Origin of the sequence: Mycobacterium sp. 050272, assembly GCF_039023525.1 — a bacterium.
In the GTDB taxonomy this organism is placed as follows: domain Bacteria; phylum Actinomycetota; class Actinomycetes; order Mycobacteriales; family Mycobacteriaceae; genus Mycobacterium.
Window position 1 is genome coordinate 76,718 of record NZ_JBCHKV010000003.1, and the last position, 24,371, is coordinate 101,088.

Annotated in this window: 25 protein-coding genes, 1 tRNA gene and 1 other RNA gene; 13 read left to right on the forward strand and 14 right to left on the reverse strand. The window is 67.2% G+C overall.

Going from position 1 to position 24,371, the window contains the following annotated elements; translation table 11 throughout:
- Positions 1 to 3 precede the first annotated feature (3 nt).
- Complete coding sequence (locus AAHS21_RS08165) at positions 4 to 1,206, forward strand: cytochrome P450 (protein WP_342927191.1); 1,203 nt, start codon at positions 4 to 6, stop codon at positions 1,204 to 1,206.
- A 17-nt stretch (positions 1,207 to 1,223) separates the two neighbouring features.
- Here the strand turns inward: AAHS21_RS08165 and AAHS21_RS08170 are convergent, their stop codons facing one another.
- On the reverse strand, positions 1,224 to 1,793 hold the full coding sequence (locus AAHS21_RS08170) for a TetR family transcriptional regulator (protein ID WP_342927492.1): 570 nt from the start codon (positions 1,791 to 1,793) through the stop codon (positions 1,224 to 1,226).
- Positions 1,794 to 2,047: 254 nt separating this feature from the next.
- Here AAHS21_RS08170 and AAHS21_RS08175 point away from each other — a divergent pair, with 254 nt between their 5' ends.
- Both AAHS21_RS08175 and AAHS21_RS08180 read left to right on the forward strand, forming a co-directional pair.
- A complete protein-coding gene (locus AAHS21_RS08175; RefSeq protein ID WP_342927192.1) occupies positions 2,048 to 2,758 on the forward strand; it encodes an SDR family NAD(P)-dependent oxidoreductase in 711 nt (236 codons plus the stop codon).
- 32 nt (positions 2,759 to 2,790) lie between these two features.
- Positions 2,791 to 4,239, forward strand: a complete 1,449-nt coding sequence (locus AAHS21_RS08180) for an aldehyde dehydrogenase (RefSeq protein ID WP_342927193.1) — start codon at positions 2,791 to 2,793, stop codon at positions 4,237 to 4,239.
- Here AAHS21_RS08180 and AAHS21_RS08185 read toward each other — a convergent pair whose 3' ends face one another.
- The gene (locus AAHS21_RS08185) at positions 4,240 to 5,385 is read right to left on the reverse strand and encodes an LLM class flavin-dependent oxidoreductase (protein WP_342927194.1); all 1,146 of its coding nucleotides are present in this window, start codon (positions 5,383 to 5,385) and stop codon (positions 4,240 to 4,242) included.
- A 162-nt stretch (positions 5,386 to 5,547) separates the two neighbouring features.
- Here AAHS21_RS08185 and AAHS21_RS08190 point away from each other — a divergent pair, with 162 nt between their 5' ends.
- Together AAHS21_RS08190 and AAHS21_RS08195 are read left to right on the forward strand one after the other, a co-directional pair.
- Positions 5,548 to 5,934: a PPOX class F420-dependent oxidoreductase gene (locus AAHS21_RS08190; protein WP_342927195.1), complete on the forward strand. Its 387-nt coding sequence runs from the start codon at positions 5,548 to 5,550 to the stop codon at positions 5,932 to 5,934.
- A gap of 41 nt (positions 5,935 to 5,975) precedes the next feature.
- Positions 5,976 to 6,368 carry a hypothetical protein gene (locus AAHS21_RS08195; protein ID WP_342927196.1) on the forward strand — a complete coding sequence of 131 codons (393 nt, stop codon included), beginning with the start codon at positions 5,976 to 5,978 and terminating at the stop codon, positions 6,366 to 6,368.
- Here the strand turns inward: AAHS21_RS08195 and AAHS21_RS08200 are convergent.
- From AAHS21_RS08200 to AAHS21_RS08215, 4 genes are all read right to left on the reverse strand, one after another.
- Entirely contained in the window at positions 6,365 to 7,351 is a 987-nt protein-coding gene (locus tag AAHS21_RS08200) for an SDR family NAD(P)-dependent oxidoreductase (protein WP_342927197.1), read from the reverse strand. The genes AAHS21_RS08195 and AAHS21_RS08200 overlap by 4 nt on opposite strands.
- 51 nt (positions 7,352 to 7,402) lie before the next feature.
- Positions 7,403 to 8,113 (reverse strand): cutinase family protein, encoded by a 711-nt coding sequence (locus tag AAHS21_RS08205; RefSeq protein WP_342927198.1) that lies wholly within the window; start codon positions 8,111 to 8,113, stop codon positions 7,403 to 7,405.
- 83 nt (positions 8,114 to 8,196) lie between these two features.
- Entirely contained in the window at positions 8,197 to 8,703 is a 507-nt protein-coding gene (locus AAHS21_RS08210) for a nitroreductase family deazaflavin-dependent oxidoreductase (protein WP_342927199.1), read from the reverse strand.
- 137 nt (positions 8,704 to 8,840) lie between these two features.
- Positions 8,841 to 9,014: a CsbD family protein gene (locus AAHS21_RS08215; RefSeq protein WP_342927200.1), complete on the reverse strand. Its 174-nt coding sequence runs from the start codon at positions 9,012 to 9,014 to the stop codon at positions 8,841 to 8,843.
- Positions 9,015 to 9,176: 162 nt separating this feature from the next.
- Between AAHS21_RS08215 and AAHS21_RS08220 the strand changes: the two genes are divergently transcribed.
- Both AAHS21_RS08220 and AAHS21_RS08225 read left to right on the forward strand, forming a co-directional pair.
- The gene (locus AAHS21_RS08220; RefSeq protein WP_342927201.1) at positions 9,177 to 9,362 is read left to right on the forward strand and encodes a hypothetical protein; all 186 of its coding nucleotides are present in this window, start codon (positions 9,177 to 9,179) and stop codon (positions 9,360 to 9,362) included.
- A 107-nt stretch (positions 9,363 to 9,469) separates the two neighbouring features.
- On the forward strand, positions 9,470 to 10,762 hold the full coding sequence (locus tag AAHS21_RS08225) for a serine hydrolase domain-containing protein (protein ID WP_342927202.1): 1,293 nt from the start codon (positions 9,470 to 9,472) through the stop codon (positions 10,760 to 10,762).
- On the opposite strand, the gene AAHS21_RS08230 is transcribed toward AAHS21_RS08225, so the two are convergent.
- Genes AAHS21_RS08230 through AAHS21_RS08240 form a run of 3 tightly spaced genes read right to left on the reverse strand, consistent with a single transcriptional unit; the run spans position 10,759 to position 14,272 of the window.
- Complete coding sequence (locus AAHS21_RS08230; protein ID WP_342927203.1) at positions 10,759 to 11,814, reverse strand: dihydrodipicolinate reductase; 1,056 nt, start codon at positions 11,812 to 11,814, stop codon at positions 10,759 to 10,761. The two genes, AAHS21_RS08225 and AAHS21_RS08230, sit on opposite strands and share 4 nt — an antisense overlap.
- A 29-nt stretch (positions 11,815 to 11,843) precedes the next feature.
- Positions 11,844 to 12,956, reverse strand: coding sequence for a hypothetical protein (locus tag AAHS21_RS08235; protein ID WP_342927204.1), 1,113 nt, complete (start codon positions 12,954 to 12,956; stop codon positions 11,844 to 11,846).
- A complete protein-coding gene (locus AAHS21_RS08240) occupies positions 12,953 to 14,272 on the reverse strand; it encodes a hypothetical protein (RefSeq protein WP_342927205.1) in 1,320 nt (439 codons plus the stop codon). Before AAHS21_RS08240 ends, AAHS21_RS08235 begins: the two co-directional genes overlap by 4 nt.
- A 95-nt stretch (positions 14,273 to 14,367) precedes the next feature.
- Between AAHS21_RS08240 and AAHS21_RS08245 the strand changes: the two genes are divergently transcribed.
- Complete coding sequence (locus tag AAHS21_RS08245; RefSeq protein WP_342927493.1) at positions 14,368 to 14,661, forward strand: hypothetical protein; 294 nt, start codon at positions 14,368 to 14,370, stop codon at positions 14,659 to 14,661.
- A gap of 3 nt (positions 14,662 to 14,664) precedes the next feature.
- Here the strand turns inward: AAHS21_RS08245 and AAHS21_RS08250 are convergent, their stop codons facing one another.
- The 3 genes from AAHS21_RS08250 to AAHS21_RS08260 form a co-directional block, all read right to left on the reverse strand.
- The gene (locus AAHS21_RS08250) at positions 14,665 to 16,035 is read right to left on the reverse strand and encodes a CHAT domain-containing protein (protein WP_342927494.1); all 1,371 of its coding nucleotides are present in this window, start codon (positions 16,033 to 16,035) and stop codon (positions 14,665 to 14,667) included.
- Positions 16,026 to 17,750, reverse strand: coding sequence for a hypothetical protein (locus AAHS21_RS08255; RefSeq protein WP_342927206.1), 1,725 nt, complete (start codon positions 17,748 to 17,750; stop codon positions 16,026 to 16,028). The genes AAHS21_RS08250 and AAHS21_RS08255 overlap by 10 nt, the downstream gene beginning before the upstream one ends.
- Positions 17,751 to 17,829: 79 nt before the next feature.
- A complete protein-coding gene (locus AAHS21_RS08260) occupies positions 17,830 to 18,312 on the reverse strand; it encodes a lipoprotein LpqH (protein WP_090609663.1) in 483 nt (160 codons plus the stop codon).
- Positions 18,313 to 18,451: 139 nt separating this feature from the next.
- Between AAHS21_RS08260 and AAHS21_RS08265 the strand changes: the two genes are divergently transcribed.
- Positions 18,452 to 18,838, forward strand: coding sequence for a hypothetical protein (locus AAHS21_RS08265; RefSeq protein WP_342927207.1), 387 nt, complete (start codon positions 18,452 to 18,454; stop codon positions 18,836 to 18,838).
- A gap of 28 nt (positions 18,839 to 18,866) precedes the next feature.
- Entirely contained in the window at positions 18,867 to 19,610 is a 744-nt protein-coding gene (locus AAHS21_RS08270; RefSeq protein ID WP_342927208.1) for an enoyl-CoA hydratase/isomerase family protein, read from the forward strand.
- On the opposite strand, the gene AAHS21_RS08275 is transcribed toward AAHS21_RS08270, so the two are convergent.
- The gene (locus AAHS21_RS08275; protein WP_342927209.1) at positions 19,611 to 20,471 is read right to left on the reverse strand and encodes a hypothetical protein; all 861 of its coding nucleotides are present in this window, start codon (positions 20,469 to 20,471) and stop codon (positions 19,611 to 19,613) included.
- A 101-nt stretch (positions 20,472 to 20,572) separates the two neighbouring features.
- Positions 20,573 to 20,658, reverse strand: a tRNA-Ser gene (locus tag AAHS21_RS08280).
- A 79-nt stretch (positions 20,659 to 20,737) separates the two neighbouring features.
- Here AAHS21_RS08280 and ffs point away from each other — a divergent pair.
- From ffs to AAHS21_RS08295, 3 genes are all read left to right on the forward strand, one after another.
- An RNA gene (ffs, locus tag AAHS21_RS08285) (signal recognition particle sRNA small type) lies at positions 20,738 to 20,832 on the forward strand.
- A gap of 82 nt (positions 20,833 to 20,914) precedes the next feature.
- Positions 20,915 to 22,210 carry an aminotransferase class I/II-fold pyridoxal phosphate-dependent enzyme gene (locus AAHS21_RS08290; RefSeq protein WP_342927210.1) on the forward strand — a complete coding sequence of 432 codons (1,296 nt, stop codon included), beginning with the start codon at positions 20,915 to 20,917 and terminating at the stop codon, positions 22,208 to 22,210.
- Positions 22,211 to 22,462: 252 nt separating this feature from the next.
- The gene (locus AAHS21_RS08295) at positions 22,463 to 24,370 is read left to right on the forward strand and encodes a DNA polymerase III subunits gamma/tau (RefSeq protein WP_342927495.1); all 1,908 of its coding nucleotides are present in this window, start codon (positions 22,463 to 22,465) and stop codon (positions 24,368 to 24,370) included.
- The last annotated feature ends 1 nt before the right edge of the window (position 24,371 follow it).

Here is a 24,371-nt window from a genome sequence, read left to right on the forward strand (position 1 = left end):
TCGATGACTGTCGCGGAGGGCACCGAGGTCTACTACGACCCCTATGACGTCGCTATCAACTCCGACCCCTACCCGACGTACGCGCGGCTGCGCGAAGAGGCTCCGCTCTACTACAACGAGCAATACGATTTCTGGGCGGTGTCAAGGCATTCCGACGTCGAGCACGGGTTGGCCAACTGGCAGACGTTTTCGAACCGTCGCAGCGACATTCTCGAGCTGGTGCAATCGAAGTTCGATATGCCCCGCGGCGTGATGATGTTCCAAGACCCACCCGAACACACGATGCTGCGCGGACTGATGTCGCGGGTGTTCACCCCGCGCCGGATGGCCGAAATCGAAGGCCAAATCCGGCGTTATTGCGTGCGCTGCCTGGATCCGCTCGTCGGGTCATCGGGATTCGACATCATTGCCGAGCTGGCGTCGATGATGCCCATGCGAGTGATCGGCATGCTGTTGGGAATTCCTGAATCCGAACAGGTTTCGGTTCGCGACGCCAACGACGCCAACCTGCGCACCAAGCCGGGCGCGCCGCTGAAGGTCGCCAACGCCGACTCCATCGCCGATGGCCGCATCTACGCCGACTATGTCGAATGGCGGTCGAAGAACCCGTCCGACGACCTGATGACCACGCTGCTCAACGTCGAATTCGACGACGAAGACGGGGTGCATCGAAAACTGACTCGCAAGGAGGTTCTGCACTACACGCAAGTGGTGGCCGGTGCGGGCAACGAGACCACGGGACGCCTGATCGGATGGCTGGCCAAGGTGCTCGCCGAAAACCCGGACCAGCGTCGGGAAATCCACCAGGACCGCTCACTGCTGAACCGCACTGTCGATGAGACATTGCGCTTCGAACCCACGGGGCCGCACGTAGCTCGCTGGATGGCAAAGGAATTCGAGTGTTACGGGAGGACCGTTCCGGCGGGCAGCGCGATGTTGCTGCTGTTCGGCGCCGCTAACCGTGACCCCCGCCGTTACACCGACCCGGACACCTTCAACATCCATCGCGACAACATCTCGCACATCACCTTCGGAAAAGGTGTGCACTACTGCCTGGGGGCGAACCTGGCCCGGCTGGAGGGCCGTGTCGCGCTCGATGAGATTCTCAACCGCTGGCCGGAATGGGATATCGACTACGACACAGCACAACTCGCCCCGACCTCGACCGTGCGCGGCTGGGAGAGACTGCGGGTCGTGCTGCCGTAACCTGCGTGAGGTGTGACTCAGGCCTGTATGTCGCGATTGCGGCGGGTTTTCGGCTCCGGCATCTCGAATCGGTCCAGCAGCCGGTTCACCAGTGCGATGGCCGCGTCGTGACCCCCGGAGGTACCCAGTCCTTGCTCCAGGATCAGGGTGCGGCCGATTGAGGTGATGAAGACCGCGATGGCCGCCGGCGGGAACTCGTCGGTGTCGATGCCGTGCTGGCGGATGATGAAGTTCAGCGCGGTGATCTGTTGCTCGCGCCACCGCTCCGACCATGCCGCGATCTCCGCGCGAATCTCCTTGCGGTGGTTAGCAAGTCCCATGAACTCCAGCAGCAGTCGGGTGTCCTTGGGTGCGATCAGCGTTTCCCAGAAGGCGTGCAGTGGGCGATCGGATGACAATGCCGTCTGCTGCCGCTCCAGGTAGACGGCGGCGCCGCAGCGGAAGACGGCTAGATACAGCTCGTCCATTGTGGGGAAGTAGTAGTGCACCAAGGCCGGTTTGACGCCGGCCTTGGCGGCCACCCGACGCGACGTCGCCGCGGCGTAACCCTCCTCGACCATGATCTGACTCGTCGCGGCCACCAGCATGTCGCGCGTCGTGGAGTCGCGCGCCCTCGGTCGCTCGGATGCAGTCACAGTCCGGTCATATCACACCGCAGGTTTGGCGACCATGTCGAAGAATGCGGCACGGTGCCGCACCATTCGGGCCCGCCCGCGGTGTTGGTCGCGTGCACCCCGAAGCGAGAGGGAGGCCGGTTCATCGGCTTGACCGTAATCGATACCGGGTGATAGGCATGTGAAGCTGACCGTTGAGCGATCGCTCAGGAAAGGTGGACGACGGCTTGAGCGCGAAGACAGCGGTTGTGACCGGCGGTGCCTCGGGGATTGGCCAGGCCTGCGCCGAAAGGTTGCGCAAAGACGGATTTCAGGTGGCCGTCATCGATCTCTCTGCCACCGACGACGGGTTCGGCCACGTCGCCGACGTCACGGATCGGACGCAGGTCGACGCCGCGATGTCGGCCGTCCGCGACGCGCTCGGCCCGATCCAGGTGCTGGTCAACGCCGCCGGGGTGGAGGGCTTCAAAAAGTTCTTGAGCATGTCGTTCGAGGAATGGTCGAAGGTGATCGACGTCAACCTCAACGGCGTTTTCCACACCATCCAGTCCGTGCTGCCCGACATGGTCGAGGCGGGCTGGGGGCGCATCATCAACATCTCGTCGTCCAGCACGCATTCCGGTCAACCGTTCATGGCCCACTACGTGGCGGCGAAGTCCGCGGTCAACGGGCTGACCAAGTCGCTGGCCCTCGAGTACGGGCCGAGCGGCATCACCGTCAACGCGGTGCCACCGGGATTCGTGGACACTCCGATGCTGCGCAGCGCCGAGAGCCGGCAGCTACTCGGCGGAACCGTGGAGGACCACATCGCCCGCACCCCGGTTCGACGAGTGGGCAGACCCGAAGATATCGCCGCCGCGTGCGCCTTCTTCGCTTCCGAGGAAGCCGGCTACATCACCGGTCAGATCCTCGGCGTCAATGGCGGCCGCAATACCTGACGGGCCAGATCCCAAGACATCCAAGGAGTTTCATGTACGACAGGGACCAACTCTTCATCGACGGGAAGTGGGCGGCGCCAGCCGACGGCCATGACTCCATCTCGGTGGTGTCCCCGCACAGTGAGGCGGTCATCGGCCACGCGGTCAGTGCCGGACCTGCCGACGTAAACCGCGCGGTCGACGCCGCCCGGGCGGCCTTCGATGCCGGACCGTGGCCGCGCATGCAACCGGCCGAGCGCGCCGAGGCAATCACCCGGCTGGCCGGCATCTATAAGGAACGGCGAGCCGATATGGCCACGTTGATCTCGGCCGAGATCGGTGCCCCAATCACCTTCGCCAAGATGGCCCAGGTTCGGCTGCCGCTCACCATGATGTCGGCGTTCTGCAATTTCGCGGCCGGCTACCAGTGGTGCCAAGATCGTCCTGGGCTGTACGGGAAGAACATCCGGATCCGCAAGCAGCCGGTGGGCGTCGTCGCCGCGGTGGTGCCGTGGAACATGCCGCAGTTCCTTACTGTCACGAAGGTGGTGCCGGCGTTGCTGGCCGGCTGCACGGTGGTGCTCAAGCCCGCGCCCGAGTCGGTGCTCGATGCGCAGCTGCTCGCGGATCTTGTTGCGGCAGCTGATCTTCCGCCCGGTGTGTTCAACGTTGTGCCCGGGGGGCGTGACGTCGGCGAGCTGCTGGTGCGGCATCCGGGCGTCGACAAGGTGTCGTTCACCGGCTCCACCGCGGCCGGCCGGCAAGTGGCCCTGGCGTGCGCCGAAGGCCTCAAACAGGTCAGCCTCGAATTGGGCGGCAAGTCGGCAGCCGTCGTGCTCGACGACGCCGACCCTTCGGCCGTCGCGACCGGCATCCAAATGGCCAGCCTGGCCAACAGCGGGCAGGTCTGCAACGCGCTGAGCCGGATCCTGGTGCCGCACCAGCGCAAGGACGAATTCGTCGACGCGCTGGCCGCCGGAATGGCCTCGATGACCGTCGGTGACCCGGCCGATCCGGCCACCCAGATCGGTCCGCTGGCGGCCCAGCGCCAGCAGGAGCGGGTCCGCGGCTACATCGAGGCGGGCAAAAGCGAAGGGGCACGGGTGGTTATCGGCGGCAGCCAGATGCCCGACGGTCTCGACGCCGGTTGGTATGTGCGCCCGACGCTGTTCAGCGACGCGACCAACGACATGCGGATTGCGCGCGAGGAGATCTTCGGCCCGGTGCTGACGGTCATCTCCTACCGAGACGAGGATGAGGCGATCAGCATCGCCAACGACTCTGAATACGGGCTGGCCGGAGCGGTGTTCACCGGTGACGTCGAACGCGGGTACGGCGTCGCGGCCCGGGTCAGGTCCGGAACCTTCGGCGTCAACGAGGGTTACATCATGGATCCGGCCGCCCCGTTCGGGGGCGTAAAGAACAGCGGATACGGCCGCGAGCTCGGCACCGAGGGAATCGACAGTTACACGGTGAGCCAGTCGATTTCGACGGCCGGCTGATCAAAGCTTTTTGAGGCCGCTGACGACCTTCCTGAACGGCATGACCGATGCCAGGCCTTTGCGCAAACTGCGCTGCAGCAGGCTCACATTGCTCATCACGAGGTAGCGCACTCCTGCGTCACGCCAGTGCGCGACCGTCTCGATGATCTCGTCGGGCGTTCCGTTGAGCAGGAACTCCCGCAGCACCGGCGGTGGAATCTTGGCTTGATGGGACAGGGCGGTTTGCTCGTCCCAGCCGTGCGGCACCAGATCCTGAGCGCCGGCGAAACCCGCCCCGAGCGGGTGCTGCGCGCTGTGGCGAACGAAGACGTCGTCCGGTGCGTTGAGCCCGAATGCCCGCACTACTTCGGAATCGAGGGCCTCGTCGACGTCGTCGCGGCTGCGGCCGGTCACGACGAACACCTGAAGCGCCGGGAGGATCGACAGGGGATCGCGACCGGCGTCGGACGCGGCCGAGCGGACCACGTCAAGTCGTTGCGCGTAGTCCTCCGGCAGGTGCGCAAAGCTCGGATAGTAGGCATCGGCGTAGCGTCCGGCGGCACGCAGCATCCGCGGACCATGCGCACCGATCCAGATCTCGGGCCACTTGCCGCGATAGGGCGGCAGCTCGAAGAGCGCATCCCGCAGCGGGAAAAAGGGTGAGTCGCGGTTCACGAGTTCACCGCCCGAATTCCACAGCGCGCGGATGGTGGCCATCGCCTCCTCGAACCGGGCGACCGGCTTAGACCAGTCGACACCGTACGGTTCGTTTCCCTCGCGCTCGCCCGGGCCGATACCCAGGATTGCCCTGCCCCGGCTGATCAGGTGCAGCGTCGCAGCGGCCTGCGCGGTCACCGCGGGGTTGCGCCGGCCGCTGTCGGTCACTCCTACGCCTAAGCGGAGGCGGCCGATCCGGTTGCGCGCCGCGATGTGCCCGAGCATCGTCCACGGCTCCATGGCCGCATCGATCTTGGGTATGAGTCTGGTTGCACCGCAATACTTTTGCTGCCAGAGCGAGCGCGGAAACAACTGATTGAGGTGATCAGGTACCCAGAAAGAGTCGACCCGGTCGGCGACTGCGCCGAGGTAATTGGCCCGGGTGAAGGCGGCTGCCGCCGACCTGGCCGCGAGGATCGGGTCCCCAACACCCACACGAAATCCAGTCATCGTCGGCCCTTCCGGCAACGTCGTCGAAGACGATTGGAGTATCGCCTGAATCGGTGGCATTTGCTCGATGAATACGGCCAGCCACCCTGATGATCGTCATGATTAGGGAATTAGGGATCGGGGAATGGTGTGAAAAACCATTCACTTACTTAAGGAACACCCGTGGCTCTGAGCTTTCAGGACGTCATTCAGTCCAAGTACCTTCTGTTGACGACGTTCACCAAGGATGGTCGTCCGAAGCCCACGGCGATCTGGGGTGTGCCCGACGGCGACAAGCTTCTCGTCATCACCGACGACGGCTCCTGGAAGACCAAGCGGATCAACAACACGCCACGTGTGACGGTCGCCAAGAGTGGGGCGCTGGGCAAACCCAAGAGCGAAGAGGTCGAGGGGGTCGCCCGCGTGCTGCCGAAGTCCGAGACGCAGCGGGTCTACAACGCCGTGCTGAAGCGGTACTGGTATCACGCCCCGTGGTTCTACGTGCACTCGATTGTGCGCGGCGGCATCGATAAGGTCCACGTCGGCCTCGAGATCAAACCCGCCGAATAGCAACACTTCCCGGCGTGCAGCGCCGCGGTTAGGGTTGACCGGTGGCACCGGATTCGACCCGAACGTCGTCGCCGGTTCTGGCACTGGTCGCGGCGGCCCGCGTCGGTGTGGGAGCCGCGATGTTGCTGGCGCCCGATCGATTCTTCAAACCGGATTCGGGGACCGAGACGCTGCTGATGCAAACGATCGGGATTCGGGACCTGGTCATCGGGTCGGGTGCCTGCGCCGCGTTGTTGCGCGGTGGCGACGGTGACTTCCGGCGCTGGGCGGCCTTCGGCTTGATCAGCGACAGCGCCGACCTGCTGCTCGGGCTGCGCAGCCGGCACATCGTCGGAACCAAGAGCGCGATGATCGCCACGCTGGCACCCGTGCCGTTCGTCGGCGCCGGTGTGCGCGGCTTCGTCCGCAGCTTCGGGAAGGGCCGGCAGCCTTAGCTGTCGGCGCGGCGCAGCGCATCGATGGTGTCGGCCACCGTTTCGCGCGGATCCCGGTAGGTGATGCCGAGCTCTTTTTCGCTGGGCGAATCATCCGACGCCGGCATCTGCGTGTAGTACTGCATCCCCGCCGCGGTGAACGGCGTGTTGAACGGCAGGTAGGGCGTCGCGATATCGAGAACGGCTCCCGCCGCGCGGATTATGGTGTCGGGAACCGGCACCGCGACCATGGGAGTGTCAGCCACCTCACCGAACATGCTCGCCAGCTCGCTGACAGAGACACGGTGACCACCGGCCATGTAGCGTCGCGGCCCGCGCCCGGGTTCCAGCAGCGCCACGTGCAGCGCCGCCACGTCGCGGGCATCGACGATCAACCAAGCCGCACCCCGCCCGGGTACTACATGCAGGTCCAGCAGCGACTTCACGCCTTGACCGGCTTCACCGTACTGATCGCCGACCGGTGGTCCCAGGACCATGCCGGGATAGGTGATGTTCACCGGTGCGCCGGCGTCCTGCAGGCCGCGGGCGTAGATCTCGACCTGGGCCTTGGACTTTCCGTAGCCGTCGGCCCCGCCGACCACCGGCAAGTCCGCGGACAGCGTCTCCAGGTTGGGATGAAACAGCGCGGTGAAGCTGGACACGTGCACGATCGGGTCCAGGCCGAGTTCGACCGCCTGGCCGAGCACGTTCTGGGCGCCCTGCATGTTGGTGGTCAGCATCTCGTTGGTCTGGCGGGGATCGGTTGCCACCAGGGCCGCGCTGTGCACGACGGCGTCGCACCCCTGAAACGCTTCGCGCACCGAGACGCGATCGGTGATGTCCCCGACGGCAAAGTCCGACACATCGACGCCGAGCTTGGCGACCGAGGTGTGCAGCCGATCCGGGTTGCGTACCAGGAACCGCACCGAGTGCCCCGCGTCCGCGATGGCCTTGGCGGTCCACCCACCCACAAATCCAGTACCGCCCGTTATCAGAATTCGCACGCAGCGATTCTGCAAGGCTGGCCGGCCGCGGGGCAACCGGCAGTGCGTTAACTACAGGTGGCTGGCCACGAAGCTCGCGGCTTGGCCCGTCATGCCGTTCACGACATACGACGCGTGCGCCGCGCCGTCGCTGCCGCCGCCGCAGATCGGGTCGCCGGGAGCGCACAGCTGCAGTGTCTTGGCCTGGTACAGCGGGCCGATCGCGATGTCCGGCGCGCCGTAGTGCTCCAGGAATTGATTGGACGGCGTGCCGAAAAGCGTGACGGCGGCGACGTGGTTGGCGATGTCCGCCGGCATCGGGCTCGGGACGTCAGCGGGAGAGATGCCCTTCGGCACAGCCGACGAGGTGACGAACCCGGCCACGGCCGCGCCCTGCGAGAAACCGCCGAGCACTTCCTTGGTCTTCGGGCAGCTGGCCGCCATCGACTCGATGTGCGAGCTAGCGTCACGAATGCCGTCGATGAACGTCGTCGGGAAGTTGGGGCTGCCGAAGTCGCTGCTGGCGGGATAATTCACCGGGTACACCGTCAAACTCCGTCCGCCGAGTTGCCCGCGCAGCGCGTCGACGAAGCCGGAACCGATGCCGCCGACACCGGGCGGCTCGCTGGTACCGCGGGCAAAGACCAATTCGACGTCAGGACAGTCGGCGTTGGCCGCCGGGGCGTAGCCGCTGACCAGCACGGCCGCCGCCGTCAGCGCGGCCGCGGCGCCGGCCCCCGCGAGCCTGCGTAGCCGGCCATCGATCACCTTCCAGAAATTCATGCGTATCCCACCGTGTTTGTCCTGACTTTGCTTTACCCGTATTCGATGCAGGTAGCGGTAAGGATTGCCCAAAGCGCCATTTCTCAATCGCTACCTGGACGCAGGCGCAATACCGGGATGTGGCGGCCGATGGCCGCGGTCGCCGCGCGGTAGTCGCGGTAACCCGGGTAGGAGCGTTCGGCGAGGCCGTAGAGCCGCTCGTACTCCGCCGGATCGGTGACCTCGGTGGCCAGGAAGCGCTCCCCGCCCAGTTCGCACTCGGGATGGGCGTTGAGGTTGTAGTACCAATTCGGGTGGGTGGTCCCGCCGAAGTTGGAGGCGACCGCGATTACGTCGCGACCGTCGTGGAAGTAAGAGATTTGAGCTTGCCGCGGCTGCCCGGATTTAGCACCCGTCATGTGCAGCGTCGCCGACGGCACAGCAAACATTCCCCAGGACACTTTGTCGTGGGACACCCGCATCAGCCACGGATCTGTCTTCGCCGCGATCCGTTGTGCCAGAAACTTTCCCGCACCGCTGCGGGCAAACGTTGTCATGATGCGGTTGAACCACGAAACGTGGCGCTGCGGGTCGACAATTGGGAGCGGCATGAATCGACGATAATCCGATCTCCGGCGTTGCGTACAAGCCGCGGTTCAGGCGGCGGCATGCGCGGGCCATTGCCGCCAGAAAAGTGACCAGCAGGTTTACCGGATTCTTCAGTAAACCTGCTGGTCGAGAGCGATGGCTACTTCTTGAAGGCGTCCTTGACCTTCTCGCCGGCGTCCTTCAGGCTCGACTTAGCCTGATCCGCACGGCCCTCGTTCTTGGTGCTGTCGTCCCCGGTGACCTTGCCGAGGGCTTCCTTGGCCTGGCCGCCGAGGTCCTCGATTTTGTTCTTGATCTTGTCTTCGGTGCTCATGTGCTTTGCTCCCTCCTAAGACGACGTTGTTCTCGCTTCGGCTACCCCCGAAGTAGTGGTTCCGAAACCCCGGCGCCGGCTCGGCTGACGATGCGGCCAGGATTGTTTCGCGAGATTCCGTGGTCAAGCTGGCAAACAACCCGATCATCCGAGCGGCATGGCATGGATCACAATGGATCGATGAGCACCGCAGCGGTGATAGCGATAGTCGTCGTGCTGATGCTGTTAGGCCTTGGCATCGTGATCAATCAGCTGTTGCGGCTGCGGAAGTACTTGGGGGAATCGCCGCCCGGCCATTTGCCCGATGCGGACGGCCGCGAGCCCCCGGAGCGCGAGCTGCCCGGGTGATTTCCAGGCCTCTGCTCGACTGATAGCTTCAATCCCGTAATCGCACCTCATCGGGGAGGGGCCGCCGCGGCGGTAGCTGCCCGATGCGCATCAGGCTCGGGGGCGCCATGACTCTGCTGGTAACGGACGACGGTCTGCCCCGTGGCGTGTCCGGGGCCGCCGATCCGCATTTCGCGAACGTCATCAAGAAGTTTGCGCAGCAATTTCCGGGACGGCGGCTCGGCGGCGGAGCACTGTCGGTGTATGTCGACGGCGTTCCCGTCGTCGACATCTGGACGGGTTGGTCGGACCGCGCCGGTACCCAGCCCTGGACCGCCGACACCGGCGCGATGGTGTTCTCGGCGACCAAGGGCGTCGCGTCGACGGTGATCCATCGGCTGGCCGATCGGGGCTTGCTGTCCTACGACGACCACGTCGCCGAGCACTGGCCGGAGTTCGGCGCCAACGGAAAGGCCGACATCACGGTGCGTGACGTCTTGCGCCATCGCGCCGGGCTGTCGCATCTGCGGGGTGTCACCAAAGTGGAGTTGATGGACCACTTGGCCATGGAGGCTCGGCTGGCCGCCGCGCCGGTCGATCACCTGCGGGGGGTGCAGGCTTATCACGCGCTGACCTACGGCTGGCTGTTGTCCGGGCTGGCCCGTGCGGTCACGGGCAAAGGCATGCGAGAGCTGATCCGTCAGGAGGTGGCGCGCCCGCTGAACACCGACGGCCTGCATCTGGGCCGGCCGCCGCAGGGCTCGCCGACGCAGCCGGCGCAGATCCTGATGCCACAAAAACTCGTCGTGCGGACCCCGGTGCTCAACTTCATCGCCCCTCGGGTGGCCAATATGCGCTACTCCGGAGCGCTGGGCGCGATGTACTTCCCCGGCATCATGTCGCTGATGCAGGGCGACACCCCGTTCCTGGACGGCGAGATCCCCGCGGCCAACGGCGTGGTGACCGGCCGCGCGCTGGCCAAGGTGTACGCCGTGCTGGCCAACGACGGCCGCATCGACGGCAAGAAGTATTTGTCCAAGGAATTGGCACGCGGGCTGACCGGGCGAGCGCGCATCAAGTGGCCGGACGCAAACATGGTGGTGCCCATGCCTTTTCACCTCGGTTATCACGAGTCGCCGGTGCCGGGCCTGTTGCACGGGTTCGGGCACGTGGGTCTGGGCGGGACGCTCGGCTGGGCCGACCCCGAGGTAGGCGGCGCGTTCGGTTACGTCCACAACCGGTTGTTGACGTCACGGGTGTTCGACATGGGATCGTTCGCCGGGTTGGCCGGTCCGCTGCGCTCCGCGATGGAGGCCGCCCGGCACCAAGGGCCGCACGAGGTGCCACAACTCGGCGCGACCTACCCCAAACCCGGCCGGCGGCGGACGGCCGCGCCGGCCCGGGCTGCGTCGGGGGACTAGACCTTCGCGAAGCCGCGCGGCAGCGTCAGCGGAAGGTCGGCGTAGGTCGCGATGCCGGGTGTCGCGGCGACGACGGCGGGAATCGCGTTGATCGCGGGCACCGCGGTCATGATGTGGCCGAGGTCCATGAACTCCTCGAGCGTCGTCGCCTCGAAGTACGGCGGCGGCAGGAAGCCGACCTTGGTGGTCACCGTCGGTTGACCGTCGATCTGGATCACCCAGCCGTCCTGCTCGATCTTCCAGTCGGGTTCCAGTGTCTGGCCCTTGCGCCACCGGACGTTCAGGTCGATCAGCGTCTTGCCGTTGACGATGCCCTGCCAGCTGATGTATGTGCCGGCGACGTGTCCGGCCGGGATGGTCCACGACGCCATCTCGAGGTCGGCTGTGGTTTGGGCGAATTCGGCCACGCACTTGATCTCGTCGAGCTCGACACCGAGCGCGTCGGCCACCAGCCGGACGGCCTCGCCGAAGATGGCGGTGCCTTTGGCGGCCATCGCCGGCAGGTCCGGGTGGTCGATCGGCTGCCCGAAGCCCACCGGCTTCTCGGTCTCCGGGGAGTCGTAGAACGTGGTGTCGGCGGCCTCGTTGACGGTGACCTTGTCGATCCGGTTGCACACCATGGACGAAACGATCGCGAGCAACTCGGCGAAGCCTGGGCTGACTCCCGACCCGAAGATCGTCGACCCGCCCTTCTCGCAGGCCTCGAGGAGCCGGTCGCGGCCCTCGCCCAGGTTGTGCCCGGTGATGAACGACGCCGTGGTCACCACGTTGACGCCGGCGGACAGGATCGCGACCAGCTCGTCGACGTTGATCCACATCGGGTTGTAGACCACGCAGTCGGGTTTCAGGGCGAGCAGCGCGTCGATGTCGTTGGTCGCCGCGACCCCCAGCGTGGGGATGCCGACCAGTTCGCCGGCGTCCTTGCCCACCTTCTCCGGTGACCAGGCAAAGCACCCGACCAGTTCCAGGATGGGATTGTCGGCGATCGACTTGAGCGAACTCTTGCCCACGTTTCCGGTGTTCCACTGAACGACTCGATAGTTGTTTGGCACTCGCTCAGCATAGGGAAGTGTTCGCACGCTTAATAGGCGGACTCCGAAGCCAAAATCTCGGCCAGAAACGCGTCCGCCGGCGGCCGGTCCAGCCGGGTGCTCGCCCAACGGCGGATCCGGTCCCGGGTCTCGCGGGTCTCGTTCGTGTCGGCCCCGACGATCACCGCGGTCGCCGTCCAGTCGTGATCCCAGGCGGCGGACTCGCTGATCGGCTGGCCCCGCGCATCGAGCAGGGGGAGGATCGCGCGGCCGTCGCCGTCCAGGGCACCGGCGCCGCTGATCGCGCCGGACTGCAATCGCACCGCGACGCCCGACGGCAAGTCCGGACCGATGATCGCCGCGCGCACCACTGCCCCCGCCGTCTCGACGCTCCAGTCGACGGTGTTCTCGCCGGCGTCGAAGATGGCCGGGGGTACCGCGGTCCAGTTGATGGAGGCGACGCCTCGGGCGATCGATGTGCCACGGGTGCGTGCGTCGGCGCCCGCGGCCAAGGCGTAGTCGTCGCGACGCCCGCTCGGGATCGCTAACACCACATTCGAATCGTCAAGGGCGGCAATCAGTTCCGCCCACGCATCGTCGTCCACTCCGACCTCTTCGGCCAGCTCGGCGCCCGCGCGTACCAGGTCCACGATCCGGGCATCGTCACTGCGGATATGGGTGAACAACGCCGCTGCGTGCGGCATCAGCAGCCCGACGACATCCGAATCCAGCGTGTCGTCGGCGAAGAAGTCCTGCGCGTCGGTGGTCAGCAGGGCGATCTCGAGGTCCAGCAGGGCGCGGTCCAGGCTCGCGATGCCGTCACGCTGACTCGCCGGCCACCAGCGCCGCAGCCAATGCCCGACGGCCAGCCGGCGCAGCGGGTCGACCGAACCCGGCACGATGTCGATGCCGGCGAGCTCGGCCATGCCGTCCGTCGCTCCCGCGGCACCGGCCAGCGCGACATGGCCGGCCTCGCCGAACACGCGCCACAGCCAGTCCGCGCGCGACAGATCGGTGAAGGTGATCTGGGTTCGCTCGTCGCCGGGTGGATCGTCGATGGTCCAGGACAGCACGGCGCCGCTGACTTCCAGCACCGCTGCCAGCGGCGTCGGGGCGCTGGCGGGCCCGACGGTCCAAAGGCCGGACTCGGCAACCAATTTCATCCGGCCACCTGCAATTCCAGCATTGACTTGATCCGCTGGCGGTGATCCAGGCTCACCGATCGCGCGACGCCCTCCAGCAGCGACCGCATCTCGTCGACGTCCTCGCACGACTCCTGCCAGACGTCACGGCCGTGCAGTCGAGCCCACAAGCGGCTCAGATAGGGCGGCGCATACGCGGCGAGGTCGTCCACCACCTGGCGTTGTCGCGGATGCATCGGGCCGCCCTCGGCGAGGTAGCGACGGGCGTGCAGGACGTACGCCTCCTTACGCAGCCGCGCCTGGATCTGTGCCGCCAGCGCATAACGGCTCGTGACGGATCGGTCCAACGGCGCCAGCTCGACCGCGACCTCGATGCCGGCCACCAGGGTGGCCTGCTTGTCCTCCGAGAGCAGCCCCCACGGAGCGCAGGCGCGGTCGACCTCCTCTTCGCACAGCAACGGGATGTCGGGCAGGGCGTCGCGGTCCAGGGCGCGGCGCAGCGTCGCGCGCACTCGATCCACCACGCTGCGATCCAGTGGACGATCGCCGTCGGCGCCGCCCGCGATGCGCGGGGGCCGTTGCGGCGCAACCGAACTCAAGCCCAGCTGCACGATCGACCAGGGTACGTCGGACGATTCGACCCGGACCAGAGCGCCCAGGTTGTACGGGGTGGTGTCGCTGATCATGGCCGACCAGACCCGCTGACGTGCGGTCTCGGCGCGGTGGCCGTGGGCCGGCCCGAGCACCGTACCCAGCTCGGCCAGGAACGGGGCCGTTGATGTTTCGGACGCCCGCACGTCATGCCAGCTGTGTTCGAGCTGATCGGTAAGCGTGGCAACGACATCCTGGCCGGCCACGTACTGGTGCAAGACTTCGATCGCCGTGCGGTCGCGGCCCTGGTGAATCTCGCCGAGCACGGTGGCCGCGGTTTCGCGGTCCTGCGGCGCCGGTGCGCCTTTGGTGACCGCCAGCTCGTAGCAGACCGGGAAGTAGAGCTCCTGGGCGTTCCCGGAACGGATTCGCTGCCTGCGGCGCTCGAGTTTGAGGACCTCGAACCACGCTGCGGCGGAGCGCAATTCGGATGCGCTGCCCACGATCAGTTCGTGCATGGCCGCAGCGGTGTCGGGGGCGACCACCGGGGCGGAATACTGCGGATTGGACCGCAGCCGCAGCACCAGCGGATCGATGATGCGTTTGACGGTTCGGGTCAATGGTCCGCCGTCGTCGCTGCTGAGCACCTCGACGCCGAGCCCGATCGCCCGCCACGCCTGGTCGATCACCGACCGGCGTGGGTGGCCTGCGGCCACGGTGGTGGCCAGCTGCGGGTCCGCGCTCATCAGCACAGGATAGGGGCATTTCACAGATACCCCTAGCCAAAAAGTTGGGTTCGGTAGCCGCCCGGCACCCGGACCCTGGATGCATGAAGAAGCTGATGACATCGCTTTACCGATTGGCGTTCTGGCGGCACGGCAACGCCGAGGGCCGCACCGTCGGCGTCGGCACCGTGCGCACGGTGGCCGGCCAGCGGCAGGTTTTCATCGAAGTGGTCGCCGTGTCGGGTGAGACGTTCATCGGCCGACTGGCGCGCTGCGAGGACGACCTGGACGTGTCGGCACTGCGGCCCGGCCTCGTGGTTCTGGTCGCGTTCGATCCCGCTGCCCGCGAGGAGCTTTCGCTGCCCGACGACGTATTGGCCGTTCATGCGTCGTGGCTGGCCGCGGTCTGAGCGCTAGCGTGCGCCGTCGACCGCGAAGGTGACCAGCGCGGCCCAGTACAGCGGATTGGCGGACAGGTCGCCGTCGCGCCAGCGCCGCATCTGTTCGCGCTGCCATCGATTGACCGCGCACCCCGCCTCCTCGGCCTCATGTGCGCGGTCCACGGCGACGACCACATCGGACATCGGATCGGTCGCATCGCCGTCGTCAGCGGCGAACTGACGGTACGCGGCGGTGGTGGGTAGCGACCACAGCGTGGCGGTCACCAACTGTGCGCCGCCCAGGATCATCGCCGCGACCAGACCGGTCGCCTCGTCGAACCGGTAGTCCCCGCCGGACCCGCAGGCCAGCAGGGCCACCCGCGGCGGCATCGGCAGCCGCAGCGCCATCAGGTCCGACGCGGTGAGCGGGCGGTGGTCCCCGATGGTGTCGGCGTCGCCCCGCGCCGCCGCCGTACACGCCAGATGCAGCGCCGCGCGGTCGGCCTGGGCGGCGTGATCATGTTGTGCGTCAGCAGAACTCGCGTGGCCGACGTAGAGCAGCCTGCTCGGGGCCCGCGCCAGCAGGCCGGCCAGCCAGCCGCGGTCGGCGTCCTGACGGCGGAACAGTTCGACGGCCCCGTCGACGCCGGGCAGGACCGCGCGGTTGCCCATCAGTTCGGCGAAGTGGCGGGCCAACGGCGTTTCCGCAGACGGCCTGCCGAGCACCGAACCGAGTGCGGAGTCGGGCCGTTGCCCCGGTACCCGCGGATCGAGGACAAGCACCGGCGGAGCATTCTGGCGGACTTCCCATCGCGCCGGGGTGCGTGGCGCGTGCACGATGTTCGGCGGCACCGCCATCAGCACATCGACCAACTCCATCAGTCGATGGCCGTCGGTATGGTCGCCGATATTCGCGAGCTGCCAAGGGATCCGGGCGGCCACCCGACCGCTGGACGTGATGGCGTCCTGGCGGGCACGCACCAGTTCCTCCTTGCTGGGGCCCGATTTCGGTACCGCGAGCAGCCCCCAGGGGACGCGGGCCAACCGCGCACTGGGGGCCACGAACAACGTGGCGCGCGGCGCGGACACACACTCGTTCAGCAGTTGCCAGCCCTGCGTCGAAATCAGCAGCACACCCAGGATGTAGGCGACGGTGAGCTCGGTGTCCGGATTCGCGAAAGGGCCAGTGGCCAAAGCACGCTCGATGGCATCGCGACGGCTCTCGCTGCCATGCGGCTCGGGGATGGCGTCGGTCAGCTCTTCGATGGCCGCCAGCAGCAGCGGCTCCTCCACCACCCAGGTGACGGTCCGCGACGGCTGTCCGATGATCCGCAGGCTGCCGTAGGTGGCGATCCCCACGTCGGCGAAGCGCAGGACCGCAGTGACCCGGTCGCTCATGGCCAGGTCGACCAGGGCGGTTCGGCGGCGGTGACATCGCGGCCGTAGCGCTGCAGCGCCAGGGCGCGGTAGTGGCTCATGATCGGCGGGCTATCCGGCTGCATCTGTAGCGGCGGCAGCGGGCCGAGTCTGGTGAGTGAACGTCCGGCCGCCGGCGGTCCGGCCGCGGCCAGCGCCGGTTCCAGGTCGGCGTCGACCAGCACCGTGGCCGTGCCCGTCGACGCCCATTCGCCGATGGCCGGGCGCTGCGGGTCGGTGTCGAAAGTGCCGCGCGCGCTGTGGTATTCGACAAGCTCACTGATCAGTTGAGTGTTCTCCCACTCGTACGCGACGGCGAAGGCCCCGGCCAGGATGGGTGCCGAAATGCTGGTTGCCCAGCGCGCTCGCGCGTCGGGGTCGGCGATCGAAAACCGCACCGAGTCGACCGCGAGCGCGGCCGGGACCTTGAGCTCGGCGGCCTGTTCGAGTTTTGTCATGCCGCGCCGGTACTCGGGAGTTCCGACCTCGCCCTTCAGGATGCCGAGTCCCTCGGCCTGCCGCGCCTCGGTTTCCGCCAGTGTTTCGTCGGGATCGCCCGAACTGTCGAAGCCTAGGTCCGCCAACGCATCCGCGCGCCACACCGTGCCGAGATGGCTGTCCAGCTGGGCGTACTGCAGCCAACTGCTGCGTGGTGTGGAGTCGAGCAGTTCCCGGGCCTGGGCAATCAGCTCGACAGCGTCGGCGAATTTGCTCCAGAAGATCGCTATCCAGCTGCGCTGCAGCAGGATACGGTGCAGATGCAATGGCTTGCCCAGCTCGCGCCAGTGCCGCTCGGCATGCTCCCAGCATTCGTCGGCGCCTTCCAGCGCGCCGGAAGCCAACCGGGTGAGACCCATGTACAGCCAGCACCGTGCGACGTCGTGAGCCCGCTCATATCGTGCGATGACGGGATACGCCGCCGACACGAGCTGCTCGGTCCCCGCGTGATCGCTGACCAGCCAACGCGCCGACGCGCGCTCCAATTGCGTTCTGGCCTCTGCCAATTCCCACCCGCGCGACTTCGCCCGCGCTCCCGCTCGACGCAGCCAGGGTTCGGCTTCGCTCAGCCGGCCGGTCTCGACGCAGAACCTGCCGTATGCGGTGGACGCGTCCACCCGCAGCTGGTCGTCGAATTCGTCGTCGCCCAAGCGATCGATCGCATCAACTACGTTCTCCCACAACGGAACCGAACGCACATGTAGGTCATCGTCACACAACGCCGTCGCGCACAACAGCTGCGCGTGCACAATCAGGCGGGCGTGCTCGTCGGCCAGCTCGGGAAACGTTTCGTCGGACCGGCTCAACTCGGCCAGCGCCGTCTCGGCGCCTTCGTGATCGCCCAGCGCGGCGGTCAGCCCGGTCTGCAGGAACTGCGCTCGTCGCGAATAGCGACGGATCATCCGCGCAATGTCGGCTGCCGGCATCGTCACCGAAGCGGCGGCTTGCGGCGGCATCGTGCCGGCCAAGATTGCGGAGTAGATCGCCAGGCAGTCGCGGATGCGCCGGATGCACTCCTGCACTCCGTCATTCGCACCCCGTGCCAGGTAGATACCGCCCAGCTGAGCGAAGACCTCCAGGGCCAAGTCGTCACGGTCTTCGCGCTCGATCGCGGGAACCAGGGACAGCAACAGGTCCCGGGCGCCGGTCTCGTCGGCGACCAGTGTCAGGCGGCGTGCTCGCTCTAAATCGCCGGAGATCGACACGGCTGCATCATAAGTCTCGGGACAGCCCGGTGCGGCGGACGTGTGAGTGAGGCACGTCCGCCGCCCGGAGTAGAACCGACTAACCGCACGTCACCTTGATGCTGAAGTCCTTGGTGATCATTCCGGCCATCGGGTTTTTCAGGTCGGCGCCCTGCGCCTGCCCGGTGATGGTGTAGGTCTTGCCGTCGACCGCCACGTTGGCCGACCCGACCTTGGCGCCCATGTTGTTGGCGACCGACAGCGCGTTGCCGTCCACGACCAGGGCCAACGATTCGACCTTCGGGGTCGCTTCGTCGGTCATCACGACGGCCAGCGCCTGCTGCGCACCGCCGGTGGAGCCGCTACCGATGTCGATCTTGCCGCCCTGCTTCACGCAGGTCACCGACGCCGGGTTGACGCCCGCCAGGTCGGCCCCGCCGACCTTGACCTGAGCACCGCTCCCGGAGGCGACGCTGGCGGCTGTGCTCGACGCCGGGCTGGCCGTGTGGCCGCCGCTCGAGCAGCCCACCACGGTCGCGGCCACGCCGAGCGTTCCGATTGCGCCCACGAGAAGACGTTTCACTTGTCGTTCCTTCCTTCATGCGTCGCCCCGTTGGCGTCGTCATGAAGCAAGTACAGAACTCCGGCCGTGCTACCGATCCCAATTTTCAGGTGCAGCCGGTAGGCTACGTCGGCGGGGACCCGACGAAGGGAGAGATCCGGTGGCCAGCGTGAAGTGGTTGGAATCGCCTGACGCACATGACTTTCCGGCAGCATCCGATTACCTGGACCTACTCGCCGACCCGCCGACCGTCAAGAAGCTCGCCAAACGGCTGCAGAGCGGATCGGTGACACATAAGAAGGCCAAGGACATCCTGCGGGCCGCTCAGCTGAGCCTGTTACCCGTCGATAATCCACACGTCGCCGCCGATCTCACCAAGATCGAGAAAGGCATTGCGCTGTCGCCGATCCTGCTGGTGCGCGGTGACATCGTGACCGGCGTTCCGCTGCAGATCGCCGACGGCTATCACCGCGTCTGCGCGAGCTATCACTCCGACGAGAACACCGATATTCCGGTGATCCTGGCCAGACTGACCCACCAGCAGTAGCGATTCCCGTGAGTGCTTGAGTGTCCTTGTGATAGAGATCCAGACTGTCGGTTCGGTGCGGGTGTTGACCCTGTCGTCGGGGCGCGTCAACGCCCTCGATGTGGAAGTGCTCGAGGAGCTGACCCGAACCTTTCGTGAACTGCAGGAGTCGGGCAACGGTCCGCTGGTCGTCACCGGGGCGGGCCGGGTGTTTTCCGCGGGGGTCGATCTCAACCGGGTGGTCGAGGGCGGCCGTGACTACACCGATCGGCTGGTTCCGGCGCTGTCCGACACCTTCGACGCGCTGTTCAACTTTCCGTGGCCGACCGTGGCCGCCGTCAACGGTGCCGCGATCGCCGGCGGGTGTGTGCTGGCGTGTGCCTGCGATCGCCGGCTGATCGGACCCGAAGCCGGTATCGGTGCGGCCGAGGTTCGCGTCGGCGTCTCTTTCCCGGTCGCCGCGCTGGAAGTGATGCGCTACGCCTGCGGTGATCGCGCCGAGGAAGTGCTGCTCGGCGCCGGCACCTATAAGGGGGCCGAGGCGATCGCCCGTGGGCTGGCTCACCGCGTCGTCACCGACGATCTGATCGAGGCGGCGGTCGCCGAAGCCGCGGAGCTGGGCGAGCTGCCGGTCGAGGCGTACAGCGATACGAAGGCTCAGCTGCGCGCCCCGGCCGTGGCGCGGATTCGGCACGGCGCTGCGACCGACGCCGACGTGCGCCAGCTGTGGGGTTCAGACGACACGCAACGGCGCCTGGCCGCCTACGTGGAAAGCCTTAAACGCCGCGACTGATCACTCGTCGAGCGCGACACCGCCGCGGGTGCGCCTGCGCCGCATGCGATGCGAGCCCTTGCCCTCCGGGCGACGGTTGCGCAGCCCGGAGCGGGATTCCTCGGCGTCGTCGCCGGCCTCGTCGGACGGCTCCGCGGCGTCGTCGGTCAGCGGCTTCTCGGCTTTGACGGCGTCGACAGCCTTGGCGGTGGGCTCGACGGACTCTGCTGCGGGCTCTTCGGCTGGTTCCGGTTCGGCCTCTTCGGCCGTGACGGTCTCGGCTTCCTCGACGTCGGCGGCCTCGGTGTCCTCGACTTCGCTGGCCTCGGTGTCCTCGACTTCGCCGGTTTCCGCCTCATCGGCTTCGGTGGCGTCCTCGGCGTCCGCCTCGTCGCCCTTCTTACGGCGCAGACGACGCTTCTTGGGCTTCTTCGCCTTGATCGGCTTCGGCGGAGGTGGCGGCAGCTCGGCGACAAACGACAGATAGAACGCGAAAAATCCGAGCAGGGCGATCGCCGCGGCCGCGCCGTAGATCCCGAAAAGATACTGTCCGGCAGCATCCAGGCTGAGCCAGATCTCGCTGATAGCGGTGCCGATGATCAGCACCCCGGCCAGCACATGCCCCACGATCGACCAGACCCGCAACGTCAGGGCCATTTGCGGGACGCCCAGCTCCGGCTTGCGGGTCCGCAGCTGGGTGAACACCACGGGCAGCGCGGCCAGGGCGATCAGCGCGCCCGCGCCAATGCGGCCCGCCATCCCCAGTCCGCGCGAGGTGTCGCCCATCAGCTCGGACCAGCGGGGCAACACGCAGAGGAAATAGAGGACGCCGGCACCGATCGAAAACACCAAGTGCCACGGTATGGCGACCTTGCGCCCCATACGCCTCCCTCATCCTGGTGAGCCCACGTCAGCCTAAAGGCAGCCAAACAGATTCCAAACAACCGTTTGGCCGCGTCTGCCAACCGAGTGGACCCGATTTGCGGAGGATGCGGGATTTGAACCCGCGAGGGCTGTTAACCCAACCCGCGTTCCAGGCGAGCGCCATAGGCCACTAGGCGAATCCTCCGTGGCAATGGTAGCGGCTGGGTCAACGTGGAATGTCGGTCGGCCGTCATCGGCTGCCCCGAGCCAGGTATTACACTCGCCATGGACCCCGCGCGGCGTCTATCCTGTGAACTCCCCCAGGGCCGGAAGGCAGCAAGGGTCAATGGGCTCTGTCGGGTGCGCGGGGTCCCCTATGTGCGGGGCCAGGCAACCAGCGCTTACGCCGCGAGCCGGCCCGTCACCCTCCGGCGTTCGACAGTGAAGGGGCCTCCAAAAACATGGCGGCGTTCGATTCCCTCAGCCCCGACGAGCTCACCGCGCTGCACTCCCGCAACCAGCAGGGTTATGCGGAATTGCAGGCCAAGAAGCTGCACCTGGACCTGACCCGTGGGAAGCCCGCCCCCGAGCAGCTGGATCTGTCCAATCAGCTGCTGAGCCTGCCCGGCGACGACTTCCGCGATGCCGAGGGGACCGACACGCGTAACTACGGCGGCCTGCACGGCCTGCCCGGACTGCGGTCCATCTTCGGCGAGTTGCTGGGCATCCCGGTGCCCAACCTGATCGCCGGGAACAACTCCAGCCTGGAGCTGATGCACGATCTCGTCGCCTTCTCGATGCTCTACGGAGGCGTGGACTCGCAGCGGCCCTGGAAGGACGAGCCGGCCATCAAGTTTCTGTGCCCGGCGCCCGGCTACGACCGGCACTTCGCCATCACCGAGACCATGGGCATCGAGATGATCCTGATCCCGATGCGCGACGACGGCCCGGACGTCGACATGATCGAGGAGCTGGTGGCCGTCGACCCGGCGATCAAAGGGATGTGGACGGTGCCGGTGTTCGGCAACCCCACCGGCGTGACGTACTCCTGGGAGACCGTTCTGCGGCTGGTGCAGATGCGCACGGCGGCGCCCGACTTCCGGATCTTCTGGGACAACGCCTACGCGGTGCACACCCTGACGCACGACTTTCTGAGCCAGATCGACATCCTCGGGCTGGCCGCCGCGGCCGGCAACCCGAACCGGCCGTACGTCTTCGCGTCCACCTCGAAGATCACCTTCGCCGGCGCGGGCGTCAGCTTCCTGGGCGGATCGCTGGGCAACATTGCCTGGTATCTGCAGTACGCGGGGAAGAAGTCGATCGGCCCGGACAAGATCAATCAGCTGCGGCACCTACGCTTCTTCGGCGACGCCGACGGGGTCCGCCTGCAGATGCAGCGTCACCAGCAGATCCTGGCGCCGAAGTTCGCCCTGACGCTCGAGATCCTCGAGCAGCGGCTTGGCGACTCCAAGATCGCGTCCTGGACCGAGCCTAAGGGCGGCTACTTCATCAGCCTCGACGTGTGGCCCGGGACCGCGCGCCGGACCGTCGCGCTGGCCAAGGACGCCGGTATCGCCGTCACCGAGGCGGGTGCGACGTTCCCGTACCGCAAGGACCCCGAGGACAAGAACATCCGCATCGCCCCCACCTTCCCGTCACTGCCGGACCTGCGCGACGCTGTCGACGGGCTGGCGACCTGCGCGCTGCTGGCCGCGTCCGAGGCCCGGCTGGGCGCCCCGGCGCCGAGTGTCAACTGAACCGACTGCAGCTGACGGCGCCACTGCCTGTCGCCATAGGGCTGCCGATGCCCCTGCGTGTGCGTTGATGGCGTTGCGTGTGCGCTGATGGCGGGAAACACGGCGAAATCGCGCCCTACGTTCACACGCGACGCCGCTGACGCACACTCGACGCCCGGCCCGGGCTGTAGTCACCCGCGTTGATGGTGCGACTCCTCAGCGGGACCTGCGGTGCCCGCATCGTCGTCGCACGGCGCCGGTAGCCTGCTGACCGTGGCTCTCTACCGCAAATATCGACCGGCAACCTTCGCCGAAGTGGTGGGGCAGGAGCATGTCACCGAGCCGCTGTCCATCGCGCTGGAAGCCGGCCGGATCAACCACGCGTACCTGTTCTCCGGGCCGCGCGGCTGCGGAAAGACGTCGTCCGCCCGCATCCTGGCCCGATCGCTGAACTGCGCGCAGGGGCCGACGGCCACCCCGTGCGGGGTGTGCGACTCGTGTCAGGCGCTGGCGCCCAACGCCCCCGGCAGCATCGACGTGGTGGAACTCGACGCGGCCAGCCACGGCGGCGTGGACGACACCCGCGAACTGCGCGACCGCGCCTTCTACGCGCCGGCCCAGTCGCGCTACCGGGTGTTCATCGTCGACGAGGCGCACATGGTGACGACCGCGGGGTTCAACGCGCTGCTCAAGATCGTCGAGGAACCACCCGAGCACCTCATCTTCATCTTCGCCACCACCGAACCGGAGAAGGTGCTCCCGACGATCCGGTCGCGCACCCATCACTACCCGTTCCGGTTGTTACCCCCCAAGACCATGCGCTCACTGATCGGGCGGATCTGCGAACAAGAAGGTGTCGCCGTCGACGACGCGGTGTACCCGCTGGTGATCCGGGCCGGCGGTGGTTCGCCCCGCGACACGCTGTCGGTGCTCGATCAGCTGGTGGCCGGCGCCGACGACAACCACGTCACCTACCCGCGAGCACTGGGCCTGCTGGGCGCCACCGACGTCGCACTGATCGACGACGCCGTCGACGCGCTGGCCGCCGGGGACGCCGCCGCGCTGTTCGGCGCGGTCGAATCGGTGATCGACGCCGGCCACGACCCGCGCCGCTTTGCCACCGACCTACTGGAGCGGTTCCGCGATCTCATTGTGCTGCAAGCGGTTCCGGATGCGATCAGCCGCGGCGTGGTGGACGCTCCGGAAGATGTGCTGGACCGCATGCGCGATCAAGCGGCCCGAATCGGTGCGGGAACGCTGACGCGCTATGCCGAAGTGGTGCAGGCGGGCCTGGGGGAGATGCGCGGTGCGACCGCACCGCGGCTGCTGCTCGAAGTGGTCTGTGCCCGTTTGCTGTTGCCGTCGGCCAGCGACGCCGAATCGGCTCTGCTGCAACGCGTCGAGCGCATCGAGACCCGGCTGGCGATGTCCATCCCCGCCTCGGAAGCGGCGCCGGCCGCCGCACCCGCGGCCGCACCACCGCCGGCCTCGACGCCGGCCGAGCCGGTTTCCCGCCCGGCCGCGCGCCCACCGGTCGCGGCCACGCCCGCCGAACCCGAGCGCGAGCCGGCCCCGGAACCGGTGGTGGCGCCGCCGCCCGATCCGGTGCCGAACCCGGAGCACACTTCCGCCAACATATCCGAACCATCTTCTGCCCCAGGCGAACTCAATGCCGCAGCGGTGCGAACGATGTGGCCGACGGTGCGCGACAAGGTGCGTGAGCGCAGCCGCACCACCGAGGTGATGCTGGCCGGCGCCACCGTACGCGCCGTGGAGGGCGACACCCTGGTGCTCACCCATGAGTCGGCGCCGTTGGCCAAGCGGCTCTCCGAACAGCGCAACGCCGACGTCATCGCCGAGGCGCTCAAGGACGCGCTGGGCGTGAATTGGCGGGTCCGCTGCGTGGCCGGCTCCCCGGCGGCGGCACCGGCTGCGCCGCCGCCGCCCGTCAACGCGGTCGCGCCGCCGCCGCCTCGCCGCAGAGTCGTGCCGCCACCCGCCGAGGACGAAGCCCCCGTAAACGATGCGGCCGCTGCGGAATCCGCTCAGCGTGACGAAGAAGAACACATGCTTGCCGAAGCCGGTCGCAGCGACCCGTCGGCACCACGCCGTGACCCGGAAGAGGCCGCACTCGAACTGCTGCAGAGCGAGTTGGGGGCACGCCGGATCGACGGGGTCTGAG

What these genes read in the sequence shown, in the direction of transcription:
- AAHS21_RS08165 (WP_342927191.1), top strand. Translation starts at nt 4, where the DNA reads ATGACTGTCGCGGAGGGCACCGAGGTCTACTACGACCCCTATGACGTC.
- AAHS21_RS08170 (WP_342927492.1), bottom strand. Translation starts at nt 1,793, where the DNA reads ATGCTGGTGGCCGCGACGAGTCAGATCATGGTCGAGGAGGGTTACGCC.
- AAHS21_RS08180 (WP_342927193.1), top strand. Translation starts at nt 2,791, where the DNA reads ATGTACGACAGGGACCAACTCTTCATCGACGGGAAGTGGGCGGCGCCA.
- AAHS21_RS08185 (WP_342927194.1), bottom strand. Translation starts at nt 5,385, where the DNA reads ATGACTGGATTTCGTGTGGGTGTTGGGGACCCGATCCTCGCGGCCAGG.
- AAHS21_RS08205 (WP_342927198.1), bottom strand. Translation starts at nt 8,113, where the DNA reads ATGAATTTCTGGAAGGTGATCGATGGCCGGCTACGCAGGCTCGCGGGG.
- AAHS21_RS08210 (WP_342927199.1), bottom strand. Translation starts at nt 8,703, where the DNA reads ATGCCGCTCCCAATTGTCGACCCGCAGCGCCACGTTTCGTGGTTCAAC.
- AAHS21_RS08215 (WP_342927200.1), bottom strand. Translation starts at nt 9,014, where the DNA reads ATGAGCACCGAAGACAAGATCAAGAACAAAATCGAGGACCTCGGCGGC.
- AAHS21_RS08220 (WP_342927201.1), top strand. Translation starts at nt 9,177, where the DNA reads ATGGATCACAATGGATCGATGAGCACCGCAGCGGTGATAGCGATAGTC.
- AAHS21_RS08225 (WP_342927202.1), top strand. Translation starts at nt 9,470, where the DNA reads ATGACTCTGCTGGTAACGGACGACGGTCTGCCCCGTGGCGTGTCCGGG.
- AAHS21_RS08235 (WP_342927204.1), bottom strand. Translation starts at nt 12,956, where the DNA reads ATGAAATTGGTTGCCGAGTCCGGCCTTTGGACCGTCGGGCCCGCCAGC.
- AAHS21_RS08240 (WP_342927205.1), bottom strand. Translation starts at nt 14,272, where the DNA reads ATGAGCGCGGACCCGCAGCTGGCCACCACCGTGGCCGCAGGCCACCCA.
- AAHS21_RS08245 (WP_342927493.1), top strand. Translation starts at nt 14,368, where the DNA reads ATGACATCGCTTTACCGATTGGCGTTCTGGCGGCACGGCAACGCCGAG.
- AAHS21_RS08275 (WP_342927209.1), bottom strand. Translation starts at nt 20,471, where the DNA reads ATGGGGCGCAAGGTCGCCATACCGTGGCACTTGGTGTTTTCGATCGGT.
- AAHS21_RS08290 (WP_342927210.1), top strand. Translation starts at nt 20,915, where the DNA reads ATGGCGGCGTTCGATTCCCTCAGCCCCGACGAGCTCACCGCGCTGCAC.